This window comes from Streptomyces sp. NBC_00090, assembly GCF_045160815.1.
In the GTDB taxonomy this organism is placed as follows: Bacteria; Actinomycetota; Actinomycetes; order Streptomycetales; family Streptomycetaceae; genus Streptomyces.
Genome location: NZ_CP108224.1, coordinates 8,466,351 through 8,484,755 on the forward strand (window position 1 = coordinate 8,466,351; position 18,405 = coordinate 8,484,755).

Consider the following 18,405-nt stretch of genomic DNA (forward strand, 5'->3'; position numbering starts at 1 on the left):
GCTGATGCCTCGGACCTTGCGAGGACTTCCTGCGCGACAGGATCCTGATCGGCGACGCTGGCCATCGGCCAGTACGCCGACGTCCGCTCCGGCGCCCTGAGCTCACTCACCAGCGACGTGGAGAAGGTCCCTGCGCACGGCGCGTACTGGCCTTCAGAGCCGGTGCGTCTCTTCTCCCTCCCGATGTGACGGCCTCTTCGACGGCCGCGACGCTGCCCACCGTGTCAGGTGGGCAGCGTCGCAGTCAGCGGGTGCGATCGGTGTCACCGGTCGGCGGGCCGGTGGTCGCCGTGGATCAGAAGGTCAGCTTCCAGCTGTTGATGTAGCCGGCGTCGAAGCTGAACATGTCCTGGACCTTGAGTTTCCAGGTGCCGTTGGCGACCTCGCTGGAGGCGTTCACCGTGTAGGTGGCGATCACGTTGTCGGCCGAGTCGTTGAGGTCGGAGTTCTTCAGGCGGTACAGCGTGCCGTCGGGGGCGACCAGGTCGATGACCAGGTCACCGCGCCAGGGGTGGACGATGTTGACGTCGACCTTGAGGGCGTTCGGCGCGTTGCCGCTCAGGCCCGTGACGTTGATGTTGGAGAACACCGCGGCGCCCGCGTCCGGGATGGCTACGTCGGTGGTGTTCTCGAAGCTGGTGATCGCCGTGACGACGTTCCAGGTGAAGGTGGCGGTGCCGGTGGCGTTGGTGGAGTCCTTCGCCGTGACCGTCACGTTGCCGGCGCCCACCGTGGTCGCTGTGCCGGAGATCAGGCCGGTGGTGGCGTTGATCGACAGGCCGGCCGGCAGGCCGGTGGCGGTGTAGGTCAGCGGGCCGGGGTTGGTGCTGCCGGCCTGGATCTGCAGGCTGGTGGCGACGTTGATCGCCGTGAGCTGACTGCCCGGGTTGGTGACCGTCACGCCCAGCACGACGCGGGGGCCGACGTTGATGCCCGCCCAGGCGTTGGCGGCGTTGACGTAGGTGGGGCTGTACATGCCGTACAGGTCGGCGGCGGCCTGGAGGGTCGCGGTGCGGGCACCGGCGTAGTTGGTGGAGGAGGTCATGTAGGTCGACAGCGCCCGGTACCAGATCTTGGCGGCGGCGTCGCGGCCGATCGCGGTGACCGGCAGGCCGTCGGAGGTCGGGGAGTCGTAGCTGACGCCGTTGACGACCTTGGCGCCGCTGCCTTCGGAGGCCAGGTAGAACCAGTGGTTGGCCGGGCCGGAGGAGTAGTGGACGTCGATGCCGCCGATGCCGGAGTACCAGGCGTCCTTGGAGGCGCCGTCCTTGCTCGGCTTGTCCATGTAGCGCAGCGGGGTGCCGTCGCCGAAGATGTCGATCTTCTCGCCGACCAGGTAGTCGCCGGCGTCGTTGGCGTTGTTCGCCCAGAACTCCACCGCGGCGGCGAAGATGTCGGAGGTGGCCTCGTTCAGGCCGCCGGACTCGCCGCTGTAGACGAGTTTGGCGGTGTTGGCGGTCAGGCCGTGCGTCATCTCGTGGGCGCCGACGTCGATCGAGGTCAGCGGCTTGGCGTTGTTCTCGCCGTCGCCGTAGGTCATGCAGAAGCAGGAGTCCTGCCAGAACGCGTTGACGTAGGCGTTGCCGTAGTGGACCCGGGAGTAGGCGGCCACGCCGTCGTTCTTGATGCCGTTGCGGGCGTGCACGTTCTTGTAGTAGTCCCAGGTCAGTTGGGCGCCGTAGTGCGCGTCCACGCCGGCGGTCTGGGTGTTGGAGGGCAGGCCGTTGCCCCAGACGTCGTCGGCGTCGGTGAACAGCGTGCCGGTGCCCGAGGTGCCGCCGCCGAGGTTGTAGGTCTTGTTGCCGCCGCGGCTGGGGTCGTTCAGTTGGTAGGTCGAGCCGGACAGCGAGGTGCCGATGTTCACCGTGCCGCTGTACATGCTGTTGCCGGTGCCGGTGTGCACCCCCTGGTACTCGTAGAGCTTGGCACCGGTGGTGGCGTCGGTGATGACGTGCAGCTCGGAGGGGGTGCCGTCGTGCTGCACGCCGCCGACCACGGACTCCCAGGCCAGGGTGGGCTTGCCGGAGCCGGCCCAGACGACCTTGCGGACCGACTCGGCCGTCGGGGCCTTGACGCCCTCGGCTCTGGCCCGGCCCAGCGCGACGGCCTTCGCCGACTCGGCGCTCTTGGTTGCGGCGGTGGAGGCGACGGTGATGGCGGCCTTGGTGGCCTTGGTGACGCTCTTGACCGTGCCGTTGGCGGCGGTGTGGACCACCAGGTCACCGGCGAGGACCGGCAGGCCGGCGAAGGTGCGCTCGTAGCGGGTGTGCACGCTGCCGTCGGCGTCCTTGGTCACCGAGCGGGGCAGCAGCGCCTCCTGCCCGCCCAGGCCCAGGGCCTTGGCGGTGGCGGCGCGGGTGGCGTGGGCGTCGGCCAGCAGCGCGGCGCGCTCGGCCGGGCTGAGCTGGAGCGGCAGGGCGCCGGAACGGGCCTGCGCCGAGGGCGCCGGGGCCTGTGGCGGCGTGCCGGCGCTGGCGGGGAGGGCGACAGCGACCATTGCGGCGCCGGCGAGTAACGCGCCTGCGGCGAGGGCCCTGCGGGGGAGAAGACTCAACGGAACTCCTTCTGCGGCGGCCGAGGGTCTCGGCCGGTGACAGCCGGCTGCGTGGGGTGGTGACCCAGCCGGGAGAGCTGTGGAGCGGATAACCTCCGGGATTTCCGGAGGGGTTGGCGCCGTTGCGGGTGCACGTTTCGTGCACGAGAACAGACGCAAGATTGGCAGAGTTGACCTGTACATGTCACTAGTGCGCACAGGAAGTTAACAAACGCGCAGCTCCGGAAGGGTCTCGACGGACCCCGGGGGTGCGGTCGTTCGCCTCAACCCCCAGGCCCTCGCCTCCGGCGCCACCTCCGCCAGGTCGGGGATCTCTCCTGGCATCGGCAGTCTCAAGCCGCGGGCATGTAAGCGCAGCCTTCTATGATTACGTAAACATGAGCTTGGCGGAAGGGTGGGTGACGAGATTTTTCCTGCTGTACATCGAACTCGCGACGAGCGTTGCGCGTGACGAAGCTACGTCCGGGTAGGACTTGACGTTCTGACTCCTGCACTGCCACGGTTCGTTCGAAGTTGATCAGCAGCACGTCCGATTTCGCATGACCACGCACCTTCAGTGTTCTCGGCTGCATTTCTCATGTCGTCCCCGCACCCCCTGACGGGATGCGGCATGCCCAGCCGTGCTCGCTGCCGTGCGTCCCCCCTCTCCACCGTAAGGAGTCCCCCTTGCGCTCTTCGCGCCCTCGGGGCAGAAGCTTCGCCGCTCTCGCCGTTCTCACCCTCGCTCTGGCCGTGCCTCTGCCGGCGACGGCCACGGCGGTCGAGCCCGCCCCGGCCATCGTGCCCCAGCCCGTCTCCCAGACGAGCCTGACCGGCAGTGGCTTCACTCTCACCGCGCAGACGCCGGTGAACGTCATCTCCTCCAGCGATCCCGACGCGGCGGGCGTGGGCTCGTACCTCGCGGGGCTGCTGGCCCCGGCGACCGGTTACACGCTTCCGGTCACCACCACCTCCCAGCCCGCGAGCCAGGCCATCGTCCTGAACCCCAACGGTGCTTCCAGCCTGGGCGCCGAGGGCTACACCCTGAATTCGACCAGCACCGGTGTGACGGTGACCGCGTACGGGGCGCAGGGCCTGTTCCGCGGGGTGCAGACCCTGCGTCAGCTGCTGCCGGCCGCGATCGAGTCCACTTCGGTCAAGCCGGGTCCCTGGACCGTCGCCCCCGTGCAGATCTCGGACTCGCCCCGGTACTCCTACCGTGGCGTCATGGTCGACGTGGCCCGCCGTTACTTCCCGATGTCCCAGCTCAAGCGGTACATCGACCAGGCCGCCACGTACAAGATCAACACCCTGCACCTGCACCTGACGGACGACCAGGGCTGGCGTATCGCGATCGGCGCGATACCGAGCCTGACGACGGTCGGCGCGAGCACGCAGAGCGGCTTCACCGGCGGCACGAACTGGTACTACACCGCGGCGGAGTACCAGGAGATCGTCGCCTACGCCAAGTCCCGCTTCATGACCGTCGTCCCGGAGATCGACGGTCCGGGTCACACCAGCGCCGCTCTCGCGTCGGTCGCCAACCTCAACTGCAACAACACCGCGATCAGCCCGTACTCGGGCTTCGACGTGGGCATCAGCCTCTACTGTCTGAGCGACGCCCAGCACGTCTCCAACGTCAGCGGCTTCCTCACCACCGTGATCGACACCGTGGCGGCGATGACGCCCGGACCGTACGTCCACCTCGGCGGTGACGAGACCCCGCAGGCCACCTCGACCCAGTACAACGCCTACGTCTCCGCCGCGACCGCGGCCACGACCGCGCGGGGCAAGACGGTGATGGGCTGGCACCAGCTCGGCCAGTCCACGATCCCCGCGAACAGCATCATGCAGTGGTGGGGCGACGCCGACGACCGGGCCAGCATCGGTACCTCCAGCGAGACCGAGGACGTCCAGTTCGTCCGCAACGCCGTCCAGCAGAACGCCAAGTTCGTCATGTCCCCCTCGGACCACGCGTACCTGGACCTGAAGTACGACTCCTCGACGCCGTACGGCCTGACCTGGCAGGGCTACGTCCCGCTGAGCAAGGCGTATGACTGGGACCCCACCACCTCGACGGCCAAGCTCAACGGCACCGGCTCACTCGTCCCGGCCGACAAGATCGCCGGCGTCGAGGCCGCCCTGTGGGCCGACCGCGCGTACGCCGGCAGCAACCAGCTGCCCACGTCCACGAGCCAGTTCCCCGAGCCGTACGTCTACGCCGAGCACATGACCTTCCCGCGCCTGCCCGCCATCGCCGAGATCGGCTGGTCGCCGCAGTCCACCCACAACTACACCGACTTCAGCAACCGTCTGGGCACCCACGGCCCGCGCTGGACCGCGGCAGGAATCAACTACTACGCCGCCCCGGACGTCCCCTGGTCCAGCGGCGGCGGCTCCGGCGCCTTCAGCGGCGTCCACACCCTCGCCACCGGCAGCCAGGCCCTGGACGTTCCCGGCAGCTCCACCACGCCGGGCACGCAGCTCGACACCTGGGCCCTGCACGGCGGCAACAACCAGAAGTGGACCTTCACCCAGCAGCCGGACGGCTCCTACACCCTGGTCAACCTTGCCTCCGGGCTCTGTGCCGACGTCAGTGGCGGTTCCATGTCCGCCGGCGCCTCCATCGTCCAGTGGACGTGCAGCGGCGGCACCAACCAGCGGTGGACGGTCACGCCGGTCACCGGCGGCCACACCCTGACCTCGGTCAAGAGCGGCCTCCTGCTGACCACCGCCTCGACGACGAACGGCGCCCTCGTCACCCAGCAGGCCGGCAACGGATCGGCGCTGCAGCGCTGGACCATCGGATGACCCACCGGGTCTGACGGCCCGGCGGTGCGGTAGAGCGGGACGGCCCCGGCCCGAGGGCCAGGTCGTCCCGCCTCTCGGTCAGCAGTCGCAGGATCGTGGTCCGGTCTTCACGGACCGCGGGCCGCAGGTCATGGCGGAAGAGTGCGACCACGCGACGGCGCCGGCGGGCGCCGCGAGGAGAGAACCGCACCACGGAGAGGAGGGCCCGGCTGCGACCGCAGCCGGGCCCTCCTCGCGTCACCCCTCGGGTCAGCGGCCGGCGAGGACACACAGCAGCCGTGCCACCTCCACCGCCACCGCCTCGCGCGCCGGGCCCAGGTACCTGCGCGGGTCGGCCACCGCCGGGGCGGCTTCGAGCCGCTCCCTGATCGTGCGGGTGAAGAGCTGGTTGAGGTGGGTGGAGATGTTCACCTTCGTCATGCCGGCGGCGACGGCCTTCGCGAGGTGCGCGTCGGCGACGCCGGAGGAGCCGTGCAGGACGAGGGGGACGTCGAGAGAGTCCCTCAGGCGTGCGATGAGGCCGAGGTCGAGCTCGGCGTCCCGGGTGAGCATGGCGTGCGAGCTGCCCACGGCGACGGCGAGCGCGTCCACCGCCGTCGCCGCGGTGAACTCGCGGGCCTCGTCCGGGTCCGTACGAACACCGGGGGCGTGGGCGCCGTCCTTGCCACCGACCTCGCCGAGTTCCGCCTCGACCCAGACGTCGGCCCGGTGACAGTGGTCGGTGATCATGCGGGTGGCGGCGACGTTCGCTCCGTACGGCAGCTTCGAGGCGTCGAACATGACCGAGGTGAAGCCGAGTTCCACGGCTTCCTGGACGAGCTCCGCGGACTCGGCGTGGTCCAGGTGGACCGCCACCGGGACGGCGGCGGCACGGGCGATCGCAAGCGTGGCGAGGGCGATGGGGGCGAGGGAGCCGTGGTAGCGGGCGGTGTTCTCGCTGATCTGCAGGATGACCGGTAGGCCGGCCTGCTCGGCCCCGGTGACGATCGCCTCGGCGTGCTCGATCTGGACGACGTTGAACGCGCCGACACCGGTGTTCGCGGCGCGGGCGGGCCCGATGATGTCGTCGGTCGGGGTGAGGGGCATGGGAGTTCTCCACGAAGCGGTGACGGCGAGCTGACAGCGGGGGCGGCAGAGGAAACGGCCGGTGAGGTGGACGGGGGCGTCCACCTCACCGGCCGGACAGGGGCGGCAACGGTGGGATTCAGGCTCCGGAGCCGTCGAGGATCACGGAGCGGGTCAGGTTGCGAGGACGGTCCGGGTCGTAGCCGCGGGCCTCGGCGAGATGGACGGCGAGGCGCTGGGCCCGGATGAGGTCGGCGAGCGGGTCGAGGGTGCCGGCGCCCTCGCCGGACCCGGCGGAGTACAGACCGCCGACTCGGGCGATGTCGTCGGCGAGGCCCTGCGGTGCGGTGCCGAAGAGCCAGGCGACCCGGCCGGGGCCGGTGATGCTGATCGGGCCGTGGCGGTACTCCATGGCCGGGTACGCCTCGGTCCAGGCCCCCGCGGCCTCGCGCATCTTGAGCCCCGCTTCGAGGGCGAGGCCGTAGGTCCAGCCGCTGCCGAGGAAGGTGAACTGCTCGGCGCCGCAGACGGCCGGGTCGAGGGGTTCGATGACGGCGCGCTCGGCGTCCTGGACCGCCTGGGCCAGCGGACGTACACCTGCCGGCAGAGCGTTCTCGGCTTCGAGGTGGGCCCGCAGGAGGGCGAGAACCGTGGTGGCGAACCTGGTCTGGACGACGGACTGTTCGTCCGCGAAGTCGAGGACGGCGACGGCGTCGGCGGCCGTCATCACGGGGGTCGTGGGGTCGGCGGTGATGGCGCCGGTGGCGAGGGTGCCCTTGACCCGGTTCAGCAGGTCGAGGACCTCGGTGGTGGTGCCGGAGCGGGTGATCGCGAGGATGCGGTCGTAGCTCCGGCCGTGCGGGAACTCGGAGGCGGCGAAGGCGTCAGTCTCGCCGTGTCCGCCCGATTCGCGCAGCTCCGCGTACGCATGGGCCATGAACCAGGACGTGCCGCAGCCGACGACGGCGACGCGCTCACCCCGACGCGGCAGGGCGTCCGAGAAGGAGGCGACCGACTCGGCCGCACGGCGCCAGGTTTCCGGCTGGGAGTCGATCTCGACGGAAGTGCGGGAAATCTCGAAGGTGGTCACGCGATTCCTTGGGGCTCGTAGGGTCGGATGTCCCTGCTCGGCGACACGATGAAGGTGTCAATAGCTGCTTGAATATCAGCACCTACACACAACTTCAAGCATATGACTGAGTTGGTTGTGGCGGCGTGAGCTCGCCCATCCGGACCTCGCGCCGGAATCGTGAGGGGGCTGTGGCGTCGATCTCGCCCGCGATCGCGGCGACGCAAGCCCCTCCCGCGCCCCTCGGATTGCCCGAGAGCGGCTCGGGAGCCGCTCGAGAGGAGCGGCCCCCGCCAGGAACTCCTTCGGAGTGATGGCCCGCAGACTCTCCGGCCCCGCCGAGGCCGCGACCGTCCGCGCGCCCCGGCGGCGGAGCGCGACATCGAGAGCAGGCGCGCAGGGGGAGGGGTTGCCGCGGGTAACCTGCTTGAGGTGCCGACGTCCACGGCTGACGACCATCTAAAGTGATTGATTGTGATCGATGAAAGCGTCTAGCGGACACATTAACTCAGATTGAGTGATCGTAAGAGCCGTCGCGCTAGCCCGTCCGAGGGGCGGCAAACGGAACAGCGGGCTCCCCGCGTGCGGAAACTGCCGGACTACGGCGATGCTCGATGTTGTCGCGCTACGATCAACTTCGCGCATGCTCCCCCGTCCGACGGTCCTCTGCCCGGCAGTGGGCCCCGAGGACCCGGGCGTGCGGTTCGGACGTCTCAGGGGTAGGGAAGGTTGCGGCACATGTCCAAGCAGGAGCGGTGGAGCAGGTTGCTCGAGTTGCTGGCGGTCGAGGGCAAGTTGGACGTGGATGGGGCCGCTGCCGCCGTCGATGTGTCGCCCGCCACCATTCGCCGGGACCTCGATGAGCTCGCGGAGCAGCGGCTCCTCGTCCGTACGCGCGGAGGGGCGATCGCGCACGGTGTGTCGTACGAGCTCCCCTTGCGCTACAAGTCCTCCCGCCGGGCCTCCGAGAAGCAACGGATCGCCGGGGCGGTGGCGGACCTGCTGACCGTGGGGGACGTCGTCGGTCTCAACGGAGGTACGACGACCACTGAGGTGGCCCGCGCGCTGGCCTTGCGGACGGGCGGAGGCGTGGGTGAGCCTGGTGAGGGGCAGTCCGGCCCCCTGTACACCGTCGTGACCAACGCGCTGAACATCGCCGGTGAGCTGGCGGTTCGCCCGCAGTTCAAGATCGTGGTGACCGGTGGTGTGGCCCGGCCGCAGACCTACGAGCTGGTGGGGCCGCTGACGGCGGGAGTGCTGAACGAGGTGGTGCTGGACGTCGCCGTCCTGGGTGTCGACGGCGTGGACCCGCAGCTCGGGGTCATGACGCACCAGGAGGACGAGGCCGGTATCAGTCGGCTCTTCGCGGAGCGCGCCCGCAAGGTCATCCTGGTGACCGACTCCTCCAAGATGGGCAAGCGCGCCTTCGCCAGGATCTGTGGCCTCGACCGTATCGACTCCATCGTCACCGACTCCGATATCGCCCCGGACATGGTGGACAGGCTCACCGAGGCCGGCATCGAAGTGATCACCGTCTGAGAGCACTGACCGCAGCACACCGCCCCCGAGCGCTCTACGGCGCTCGGGGGCGGTGTGCTGTCCGGCCGCACGACTCTACTGCGACCTGCTTCGTCAGGGCGGCGAGTGCCCAACATCCGGGCGATTCGGCATCGTTCGCGTAACGGCGCTTGGTGCTGAAGCCCGTCATCGTGTTTACTTTGGCCACGGCAAATGCTCGTTACTGAGCGAAGACCTGGAGCGGTACCCAGGTTCATTCACGCTCCGAGACTGCTGCCGTTCCTGAACCCCACCAGCCGTATCGTCCGACGGTCGGCAGAACAAAGGCGGTACTGACGATGAACAAGCGGATGATCGTGGCGGCCTGCACCATCGGCGTGCTCACCCTCACGGCCTGCGGTGCCGGCAAGGACGGCGGCGACTCGGCGAACGGTGAGGTGACCCTGAAGCTCGTCGCCGCCGACTACGGCGACAAGGCGTCGAACAGTTCGACGGCGTACTGGAAGGACGTCGCGCAGCGCTTCACCGCCGCCAACCCGAAGATCAAGGTCGATGTCCAGGTGATCAACTGGAACGACATCGATTCTCAGGTCAAGACGATGATCCAGAGCGGTAACGTGCCGGACGTCCTGCAGACGGGTGGGTACGCGGACAAGGTCGCGGACGATCTGCTGTACAAGGCGGACGAGGTGCTGTCGGAGAAGACGCGTGCCAATCTGATCGGCAGCTTCGCCAAGGCCGGTGAGGTCGAGGGCACGCAGTACGGCATCCCGTTCGTGTCCTCGGCGCGGGCGTTCTTCTACAACAAGGCGATCTTCGCCAAGGCGGGTGTCACCGAGGCGCCGAAGAGCTGGGACGAGCTGAAGGCGGCGGCGGAGAAGGTCAAGGCGAAGGTGCCGGGCGTGACCCCGTACGCGCTGCCGCTGGGTCCGGAGGAGGCCCAGGGCGAGTCGCTGATCTGGGAGCTGGGCAACGGTGGTGGTTTCACGGATGCCAAGGGCGCGTACACGCTGAACAGCCAGGCCAACGTCGAGTCGTTCGCGTGGCTGAAGGCGAACCTCGTCGGTCCGAAGCTGACCTATGCCAACCCGGCGACGACGGACCGCAAGACCGCGTTCGCGGACTTCGCGGCCGGCAAGACCGCGATGCTCAACGGTCACCCGTCGCTGATCCAGATGTCCAAGGACGGCAAGGTCGACTACGGGGTCGCGCCGATCCCCGGCAAGAGCGGGGCGCTGACCTCGACGCTGGGTGTGGCCGACTGGATGATGGCGTTCAAGGACAACGGGCACAAGGAAGAGGTCCGTGCGTTCCTCGACTTCGCGTACTCCAAGGAGAACACGCTGAAGTTCGACGAGATGTACAACCTGATGCCGGTCACCAAGGACACGCTGAAGGAGATGACCACCAACGGCAAGCACAAGGACCTCGAGCCCTTCTTCTCTCTGCTGCCGAACGCGGTCTTCTACCCGCTGGGTGACACCACCTGGGACGCCGTCTCCGCCGAGATCAAGAAGAGCGGCGGCACGGCCGTGAACGACCCCGCGAAGGTGCTGGGCGAGCTGCAGAAGAAGGCGGAGGCAGCGGCCGCCGACCAGTAGGCCCCGCGCACCGCACCGTCACGGAAGGCACCCTCGTGTCCACCACCTCTTCCGCCACCCGTCCCGGCCGCAAGGGCCGGGGCGGCCTGGCCCGCCTGGGTCCGCTGCCCTGGATCGGACCCGCGGTCCTGCTCATCGTCCTGGTCGTCCTGTGGCCCGTCTACGAGATGGTCCGCACCTCGTTTCTGAAGATCAGCAGCAGCGGTTTCGTCCGCGGCTCGGCCGGCTTCGACAAGTACACGCAGCTGTTCGAGGAACCCTCGCTGCCCTCGGTCATCGTCTCCACCGTGGTGTGGACGGTGGTCGTGGTCACCGCCACCATGGTGATCTCCCTGGCCCTGGCCCAGCTGTTCAACCAGAAGTTCCCCGGCCGCCGGCTCACCCGCTGGGCACTCATCGCACCCTGGGCCGCGTCGGTCGTGATGACCGCCATCGGCTTCAAGTGGATGCTCAACCAGACCGCCGGCGTCCTCAACACCCTGATGACCGACCTCGGCCTCATCGACGGCCCCCAGGACTGGCTCGGCGACCCGTCCACCGCCTGGCCGTGGATGATGTTCGTCGCGGTCTTCGTCTCCCTGCCGTTCACCACGTACACCCTGCTCGCCGGACTGCAGACCGTCCCCGAGGAGATCTACGAGGCGGCCAAGGTCGACGGAACCACCACCTGGCAGACGTATCTGAAGATCACCCTCCCGCTGCTGCGGCCGGCGCTGCTCGTCGGCATGGTGATCAACCTGATCAACGTCTTCAACTCGTTCCCCATCATCTGGAGCATGACCCACGGCGGCCCGGACAGCGACACCGCCACCACCACCGTGTTCATGTACCAGCTCAAGAACTCCGACATCGGCCAGTCCGCGGCGATGTCCGTCGTCAACTTCGCCCTCGTCGTGGTCATGGTCGTCGTCTTCCTCAAGGCCAGCCGCTGGAACCAGGAGGAGAACTGATGACTCAGCGCACCCTCGCTCCCGTACGCTCCGCGGCCCCCGCCGTCGACCCGGAGGCCGCCCCCACGGCTCCGCAGGCCCGGCGCCCGCGGACCCTCACCCCCCGTGCGCTGCTGACCGCGGCGGTCGCCTGGCTTCTGGCTGCGGTATTCCTGATGCCGTACCTGGAGATGATCGTCACCGCGCTCCGGCCGGCGCACGAGCTGCGTGACGCGACCTACCTGCCGAGCGCGTTCGAGTGGGCGAACTTCGTCGACGTCTGGCGCGAGTCCCACCTCGCCGACAACCTCCGGGTCACCCTGCTCGTCTCCGCCGGATCCACCCTGCTCGTCCTGGTGGTGGCCATCCCCGCCGCGTACTACACCGCGCGCATGAAGTTCCGCGGCCGCAAGCTGTTCCTGCTGCTGGTGCTCATCACCCAGATGTTCCAGCCGACCTCGCTGCTTGTCGGTCTCTACCGCGAGTTCTACCAGCTGGACATGCTCAACTCGGTCTGGACCCTGATCCTCTGCAACGCGGCCTTCAACCTGGCCTTCGCGATCTGGATCCTCACCGCGTACTTCTCCTCGATCCCCGAAGCCCTCGAGGAAGCCGCCATGATCGACGGCCTCGGCCGGGGAGGCGCGCTCCTGCGGATCACCCTGCCACTCGCGATGCCCGGCGTCGTCACCGCGATGATCTTCACCTTCATCGCCGCCTGGAACGAGTTCGTCATGGGCCTGACCCTCTCCACCATTCCGGAAAGCCAGCCGCTGACGGTCGGCATCAACAGCTTCATCGGCAACTACACCGTCCAGTGGAACTACCTGTTCGCCGGCTCGGTCATCGCCATCGTGCCCGTCGTCATCCTCTTCGCACTCATCGAGCGCAAGGTCGTCTCCGGCCTCACCGCCGGCTCCGTCAAGTAACCCGTCACGCGCCTTCTGCTCCCTGCCGTACGCCGACCGGGCAGGGGGCGGTCTTTCTGTGGCGCACAGCAAAGGGGAGAACCCGTGCCCAGGCACCTGCATGCCCGCCATGCCCTGACCGCCGCCGCTTCCGCTCTCGTGCTGTGTGTGTCGTCGGCAGGCTGCGCGGCCACCTCTGGAGAGGACGGAGTCACCCTGCGGCTGGTGGCCGCCGACTACGAGGTGGCCGGCGACCGGTCCGACAGCACCGAGCGGTACTGGGCGGACCTCATCGATGCCTTCGAGTCCGCCCATCCCGGCATCAACGTCGAGGTGGAGATCGTGTCCTGGGACACCATCGACCGCCAGGTGGCGGACATGGTCAAGGACGGCAAGGCTCCCGACATGGCCCAGATCGCCTCGTACGCGGAGTTCGCCGAGCGGGGCGAACTCTACCCCGCCGAGAGCCTGCTCTCGATCCCCGTGCAGGCGAACTTCCTGCCACCGCTCGCCGAGGCCGGGGAGCACCAGAGGACGCAGTACGGCATGCCGTTCACGGCCTCGGCGAGGCTCCTCTTCTACAACGAGAAGGTGTTCGCCGATGCGGGCATCGACAAGCCTCCGGCCACGTGGGGCGAACTGAAGGCCGCAGCGCAGCAGCTGAAGAGCCGTACCGAGGTCAAGTACCCCGTGGCGGTGCCGCTGGGCCCCGAAGAGGCGCAGATCGAGGCGATGGCCTGGATGCTCGGGGGCGGCGGTGGCTACACCGCAATGAACGGCTCCTACGAGATCGACTCACAGGCGAACATCAACAGCCTGAACTGGGTGAAGGAGAACCTCGTGAAGGCGGGGCTCACGGGGCCCGTTCCGCCCGAGCGACTCAACCGCAAGGACGCCTACGCGGCGTTCGTGCGCGGCGAGGTGGGCATGGTCAACGGGCATCCCTCCCTGCTCCAGCTGGCGCGGGACGCCGGGGTCAAGGTCGGCAAGGTGCCTGTGCCCGGGCGAGGCGGCGAGGCCCGCTCCGCGCCCGCGATGGTCGACTGGATCATGGCGTTCAGGCGCAACGGGCACCGTGAGGAGACCGGAAAGTTCCTCGACTTCCTCTTCAACGACAAGAACGTGCGGGAGTTCGCGGCACGCAACAACCTGCTGCCGGTGACCGTGTCGGTCACCCAGCAGATGGAGGCGGACAACCAGTACCGGGAGCTCCACGAGTTCCTGCACGAGCTGCCGACCTCGGTCCTGCCTCCCGTGGGCAAGACCTCGTGGGCTGTGGTGGGCGACAGCACCAAGAGGACCATCGGTGGCGCGATGACCGCCGGGGGAAGCCCTGCCCAGGCCCTGCGCCGGATCGCCGACGACGCCTTCGCGGCGGAGCAGGCGCCCTGAGGACAGGGGGGCGGAGGAAGCCACCCCTCGTCGGCGACGGAGTGCCGCGCCGAGCGGCATGACGCGAGAAGAGACAGGGCATCCGACCGGTACTCGGCTCGACGGCGTCGGTGTGACTGATGCCGTGGCCGAGGAGGCGGGCGATGTCGGTGACGGCGCTCTCGATCGCGCCGGCCTGCTCCGTCCGAGCCGCCCCGAGCCCTGACGGGCTCGGGGCGGCTCACCTGCGACTCGCGTGAGATTCATGGACGGATACGGAAGCAGCACAGGCCGGTCCGAGGGCGGATCGGCCCCCAGCCCTCTCCTTGAGGTCGGCCTCCACGAATGCGGGCAGGACAAGCCTCAGGCCGCCGGGCCACCCCTCAGCCTCCGCCGTTGTCGCCGCGCGGCAGCATGTCGGCCCAGGGCTTCCAACACCTCGGCCCGAGTCGTCTCCATCTGGCGCAGCAGCCCGGCCGGTGGGTCCTGCATGTCCTGCGGAACAAGCGGGCGAAGCCCGGCGATGGCCTTGTCGACGTCGGTGAGGGCCCGGTCGAGTTCGGATCCGGCCGCTGCGCGGGCCATGGCACCCAGCCACTGGGCCATGGCGGTTCCGAGGGCGTGCCGTGGCTCCGGCTCCGCCTCGTACAGCCATCGGTTCACGGTGGTGGACTCGTCGGCGACTGCCACCGCTTCCTGCCATCGCTCCGCCTTGTGCAGGGCGAAGAACAGCGGGGACAGAAGCAGGGCCAGGAGCCGGGCGTCAGCGGTCGGTCCTTCCTCAGAGGGCTTGCGCGCCTCGGCCGCGAAGTCCGTCCACGCGTCGGCTGCCTCGTCCGCGCTCCCGCGATCCTGCAGGATCTCGGCCCGCCTGCGCACGGCGGAGAAGAGGGTCGAACTCCGTTTCCCGGCCGCGGGTATGGACCGGCGATGCACCTCGACCAGCTCCGTCGCCGCTTCCAGTTCCGCGTCCTCGTCACCGGTCCGGCTCAGGCACGCGTGCGTGAGGTGCAGTGCCTGGACCAGCCGAGGGGCGTGGCGGCGTGGCTCTTCGGCGTACAGGAGCCGCCACACGGGGAGCACCTCCGCCAGAGCGGCGAGGGCCGTCTGCCAACGCCCGGCGTCCACTTCGTGCTCGATCACGGTCATGACGGCCACGGCCTCCGCTGCGGCCTGCCCGCCCGTTCCGACCGATGCCGCCTGCCGCTCCAGGGCGAGTGCCTCCCCCGCCATGCGCCTGCCCTCGTCCTGACGACCGGAGCGGCGAAGGAGGTCGGACAGGTTGCGTAGGGCCAGGATCAGGGCCGACGACGCGGCGGACGCCGCCGCGCCGCTCTGCGACCGCAACAGACCGACGGCCTCTTCGGTGATGGTCAGGGCCTCGTCGAGCCGATTCGTCCGAGCGAGGATCGCGCCCAGCCCGACCAGGTGGCGCCCCAGGGCGAGCGTGGCTCCTCCGGGCTGGGCGGCTGCCCTGCGGCGGTGGATCGCCTCCGCTTCCCGCGCCGCCGCGACGGCCTCCGCCCCCTGTGACAGCTCTACGTGTGCATTGGCCAGGTGCTGGAGGGACTGTGTCAGGAGTGTCTCGTACACATCGGGCAGCCGGTCGGCCCAACGCCGACGGATCTCGACCGCCTCCTTCGAGGCCTCCAGTGCGCCCTGATGGTCGTGGTTCTCGTTTAGTACCGAGCTGAGATTGGAGAGAACCATGGCCAGCATCGGCTCGTGTCGCTCCGGCCAACGCGCGGTGAGTCTGCGATGGGATTCGACCGTCGACCAGGCAGTGTCCAGGGCCTCGCTGTGCCTGCCCAGCTCGCTGTAGACCACGGCCAGATTGGCCAGGGCCATGGCAAGCGCGGGTTCGCTCTTCAAGGGGTTGACCTCGGCCAACGTGGTGCGGATGGCGACCGCTTCCACGGCCGGTGAGAGTGCGTCCGCCACTCGCCCGATCTCGAAGAGCGTCGCGCTCTCGTTCGTCAGCGCCTGGGCGAGCGCGTCCTGGTAGGCATGTGAATCGATCCGGGACAGACCGCGCCACAACACGACGGCGTCGCGGGCGGATCCAGCGGCTTCCTCGAAGCGTTCCAGCTCGATGAGCGCCTTGGCCCTGTTCGTCAGGAGCATGGCGAGTTCCTCGTCGCCCTGGCTGGGTTCGACGGGTCCCCGGGCCTGGAGCAACGCGATGGCCCGGGTCGCCGGTTCCAAGGACTCCGCCATGCGGCCGACCCCCATGAGAGCCGTGGCGAGTTGGGCGAAGACGGCGGCGCGAGTCGTGTCCTCGACGTCGATGCCGGCCTCTGCCAGCTGATCGCTGATCCCCTGTGCGTCCTGTGCGGCCTGGAGGCAGTCGAGTGGACGGCCCGCCGCTGTGAGCGCCCCGCTGAGGGCGGACATCGCCCACGCCAGCCTGGGTCCGTACATCCGTGGGTCGGCGTTGGCCAGGCGCAGCCACGCAGCCGCGGACACCTCCGCCGCGCGCACCGACTCCTCCACGCGGCCGGCTCGTCCCATGCGTACGCTCAGATGCTCGGCCACGTCGCCGTCCCGCACGGGATCGTCGACGCGAGGATCGAGAGCCCCCACCCAGCGGGCGGCGAGCTCGGCTGCTGCGGTGTCCAGGTCGCTGTGGCCGACCAGGGGGATGGCCATGTCGACGCGTCGCAGGACCTCGGGGTCGATGCCGGGTGTCCGGGCCAGCGCGATCAGTGTGCCGGCGCCCGCCTCCACCGCCTGCTCGGGATCCTGTTCGAGGAGAGCGTTGAGCACGCCCGCCACATGGGGCCAGCGGCCCTCTCCGGCCGCCGCGACAAGGAAGGCCATCGCCCGGGGCAGTTCCGTGGGCGCGGAGCCGTCGGTCGCTCGGGCGAGGATGCGGGCGACCGTCTCCTCGGCCCAGGGCGCCGACGGGTGGTCCGCGGTCCGGTGCCCGGGTAGTGCCAGGGCAATCAGGTCTTCGGCCAGCCGGTCCGGTGTGAGCGGCTCCAGCGCGGTGCGGGGATCCTCCGGCGGGTAGCAGACGGCGTGGTCCGCGGCCAGCCTCTCGGCGGCCTGCCCGAGGCCCACCCGTCCCAGCAGTGCCACTGCCTCTCCGTAAGGGCGGGCCCCGGACAGAGCCGCTGTGAACACGGCCCGCCGCATCTCGCGCGGTGTTGTCCGGAAGTCGACGCCGTGGGAGGCACCCTCGTAGAGTCGGGTCCAGTGCTTGTGCTCCCGATCGAGCAGGTACGCCGAGAAGGCGGTCGGCTCCTGGGGCGCGGGCACGTCGCGCACATGGGCGTCCACAGCGGTCAGGGCCGCCATCTGAAGGGCCAGCACCAGGCCGAAGGACTCCGCCGCGAGCGTCGCGGGCGGGCGGATCACCGCCGGGTCGGTCACCCCGTAGTACCCCGCGAAGCAGTCACGCGCCGCAGCGAACATACGCTCCCGCTCGTGGAGTCCGGAGCTGCCCAAGGACGGAAGCGCGACGGCGCCCCCTTCCCCGGCCGCTTCGTCGACGATCGACCGGACGGCCGGCCAGATGTGGCCGGACCGGGCGAGGAACAGAACCCGCGTGGGCACGTCCGTGTACAGGAGCCGGTTACTCAACAACCAGGCCAGATGGGACAGGGGCCACCGGTCTGCGTAGTCCACGACCAGCAGCAGCCCCCGGGCACCGGCCGTGCGTAAGTCCTGGGAGGCAGCGGGCGGGAGCAGGGCTCCCGGACCGTGCAGGGCGGAGACGCATTTCCACCCGGTGGCGGCGCTGTGCAGTGCCAGCTCGTCCGCGAGGCGCGTCTTGCCCTGGCCGCCGGGACCGTGCACCCAACGGCAGGCCAACCGGCTGCCGGGATCGTCTCTCCAGCGGACGAGCTCGGCCATTTCCTGCTCGCGGCCGGTGAATTCGACGAGCGCGAGACGGGCTGCCAGCAACCTGCTGGGCTGGGCCAGCAGCCAGTCCCGGCTCGGGAGCGTCGGTGCTCGATGCTCGGCCAGCAGGTAGACGGGACCCTGGTCCTGGAAGACGTGGAGGTCGGCTCCGACGACCCCGTACCCGTAACCGCTTTCGACCCGAATCGACTGGAACGAGCTCATCCCTCGGCATCCCCCCGGCCGGGAGCGCTGTCGCCGGGACCTGAGCGGTGGACGATGACGTTGCCGCCCTGCGCTGCGAAGACCTGGCCGTGGTCTCGTGCGGAGTTGATCTGCACGGAGCTCCGCCCCGCCGTGCCCAGCGAGAACTCGATGTCGTCGACGAGCCGGCGGATCTCCTCCGCCGCCTCGGGCCGGCCTTCGAGCAACAGCCGCAGCCGGAGCTCCCAACCGGGCAGCAGCCGTGCTCTGGCCTCCTCCCGATCCTCCATCGCGACGACCAGCTGATTGTCCCGTTCCAGAAGCTCGCCCTCGAGAGGCTCCCCCTCCTCCGCCGGATCACTGTCACTGCGCCGGAACAGGTGCGCGGCGCGTATCCGCGCGGAGTTCCAGGCATCGGTGGCCATGGCCGCCACGACGGCGCCGGCACCGGCTTGGGCCAGAACGAGCAGTGCGTCATCCATCGAACGATCCCCTCGAACGAGACAGCAGCAAAAGGCAGGACGATCGAAGACCCGCCACAGTTCCTGTC

Annotated in this window: 11 protein-coding genes; 6 read left to right on the plus strand and 5 right to left on the minus strand. The window is 69.3% G+C overall.

Annotated elements, in window-relative coordinates; genetic code table 11:
• Positions 1 to 295: 295 nt before the first annotated feature.
• Complete coding sequence (locus OG361_RS37595) at positions 296 to 2,497, minus strand: M4 family metallopeptidase (protein WP_405862648.1); 2,202 nt, start codon at positions 2,495 to 2,497, stop codon at positions 296 to 298.
• A 723-nt stretch (positions 2,498 to 3,220) separates the two neighbouring features.
• Here OG361_RS37595 and OG361_RS37600 point away from each other — a divergent pair.
• Complete coding sequence (locus tag OG361_RS37600) at positions 3,221 to 5,344, plus strand: family 20 glycosylhydrolase (RefSeq protein ID WP_405860897.1); 2,124 nt, start codon at positions 3,221 to 3,223, stop codon at positions 5,342 to 5,344.
• Positions 5,345 to 5,593: 249 nt separating this feature from the next.
• Here OG361_RS37600 and OG361_RS37605 read toward each other — a convergent pair whose 3' ends face one another.
• Complete coding sequence (locus OG361_RS37605; RefSeq protein WP_405860899.1) at positions 5,594 to 6,430, minus strand: ketose-bisphosphate aldolase; 837 nt, start codon at positions 6,428 to 6,430, stop codon at positions 5,594 to 5,596.
• Positions 6,431 to 6,548: 118 nt separating this feature from the next.
• On the minus strand, positions 6,549 to 7,499 hold the full coding sequence (locus OG361_RS37610; RefSeq protein ID WP_405860901.1) for an SIS domain-containing protein: 951 nt from the start codon (positions 7,497 to 7,499) through the stop codon (positions 6,549 to 6,551).
• Between the two features lie 717 nt (positions 7,500 to 8,216).
• Between OG361_RS37610 and OG361_RS37615 the strand changes: the two genes are divergently transcribed.
• The 5 genes from OG361_RS37615 to OG361_RS37635 all read left to right on the plus strand — a co-directional run bounded on the left by OG361_RS37615 (position 8,217) and on the right by OG361_RS37635 (position 13,826).
• Complete coding sequence (locus tag OG361_RS37615) at positions 8,217 to 9,017, plus strand: DeoR/GlpR family DNA-binding transcription regulator (RefSeq protein ID WP_405860903.1); 801 nt, start codon at positions 8,217 to 8,219, stop codon at positions 9,015 to 9,017.
• Positions 9,018 to 9,334: 317 nt separating this feature from the next.
• On the plus strand, positions 9,335 to 10,597 hold the full coding sequence (locus tag OG361_RS37620; RefSeq protein ID WP_405860905.1) for an extracellular solute-binding protein: 1,263 nt from the start codon (positions 9,335 to 9,337) through the stop codon (positions 10,595 to 10,597).
• Between the two features lie 35 nt (positions 10,598 to 10,632).
• Positions 10,633 to 11,547 carry a carbohydrate ABC transporter permease gene (locus OG361_RS37625; protein WP_405851240.1) on the plus strand — a complete coding sequence of 305 codons (915 nt, stop codon included), beginning with the start codon at positions 10,633 to 10,635 and terminating at the stop codon, positions 11,545 to 11,547.
• The gene (locus OG361_RS37630; protein WP_405860907.1) at positions 11,547 to 12,455 is read left to right on the plus strand and encodes a carbohydrate ABC transporter permease; all 909 of its coding nucleotides are present in this window, start codon (positions 11,547 to 11,549) and stop codon (positions 12,453 to 12,455) included. The genes OG361_RS37625 and OG361_RS37630 overlap by 1 nt, the downstream gene beginning before the upstream one ends.
• An 84-nt stretch (positions 12,456 to 12,539) precedes the next feature.
• Positions 12,540 to 13,826 carry an extracellular solute-binding protein gene (locus OG361_RS37635; RefSeq protein ID WP_405860909.1) on the plus strand — a complete coding sequence of 429 codons (1,287 nt, stop codon included), beginning with the start codon at positions 12,540 to 12,542 and terminating at the stop codon, positions 13,824 to 13,826.
• Positions 13,827 to 14,168: 342 nt separating this feature from the next.
• On the opposite strand, the gene OG361_RS37640 is transcribed toward OG361_RS37635, so the two are convergent.
• Positions 14,169 to 17,876 (minus strand): tetratricopeptide repeat protein, encoded by a 3,708-nt coding sequence (locus tag OG361_RS37640; RefSeq protein WP_405860911.1) that lies wholly within the window; start codon positions 17,874 to 17,876, stop codon positions 14,169 to 14,171.
• On the minus strand, positions 17,873 to 18,337 hold the full coding sequence (locus tag OG361_RS37645) for a hypothetical protein (RefSeq protein ID WP_405860913.1): 465 nt from the start codon (positions 18,335 to 18,337) through the stop codon (positions 17,873 to 17,875). Before OG361_RS37645 ends, OG361_RS37640 begins: the two co-directional genes overlap by 4 nt.
• Positions 18,338 to 18,405 lie beyond the last annotated feature (68 nt).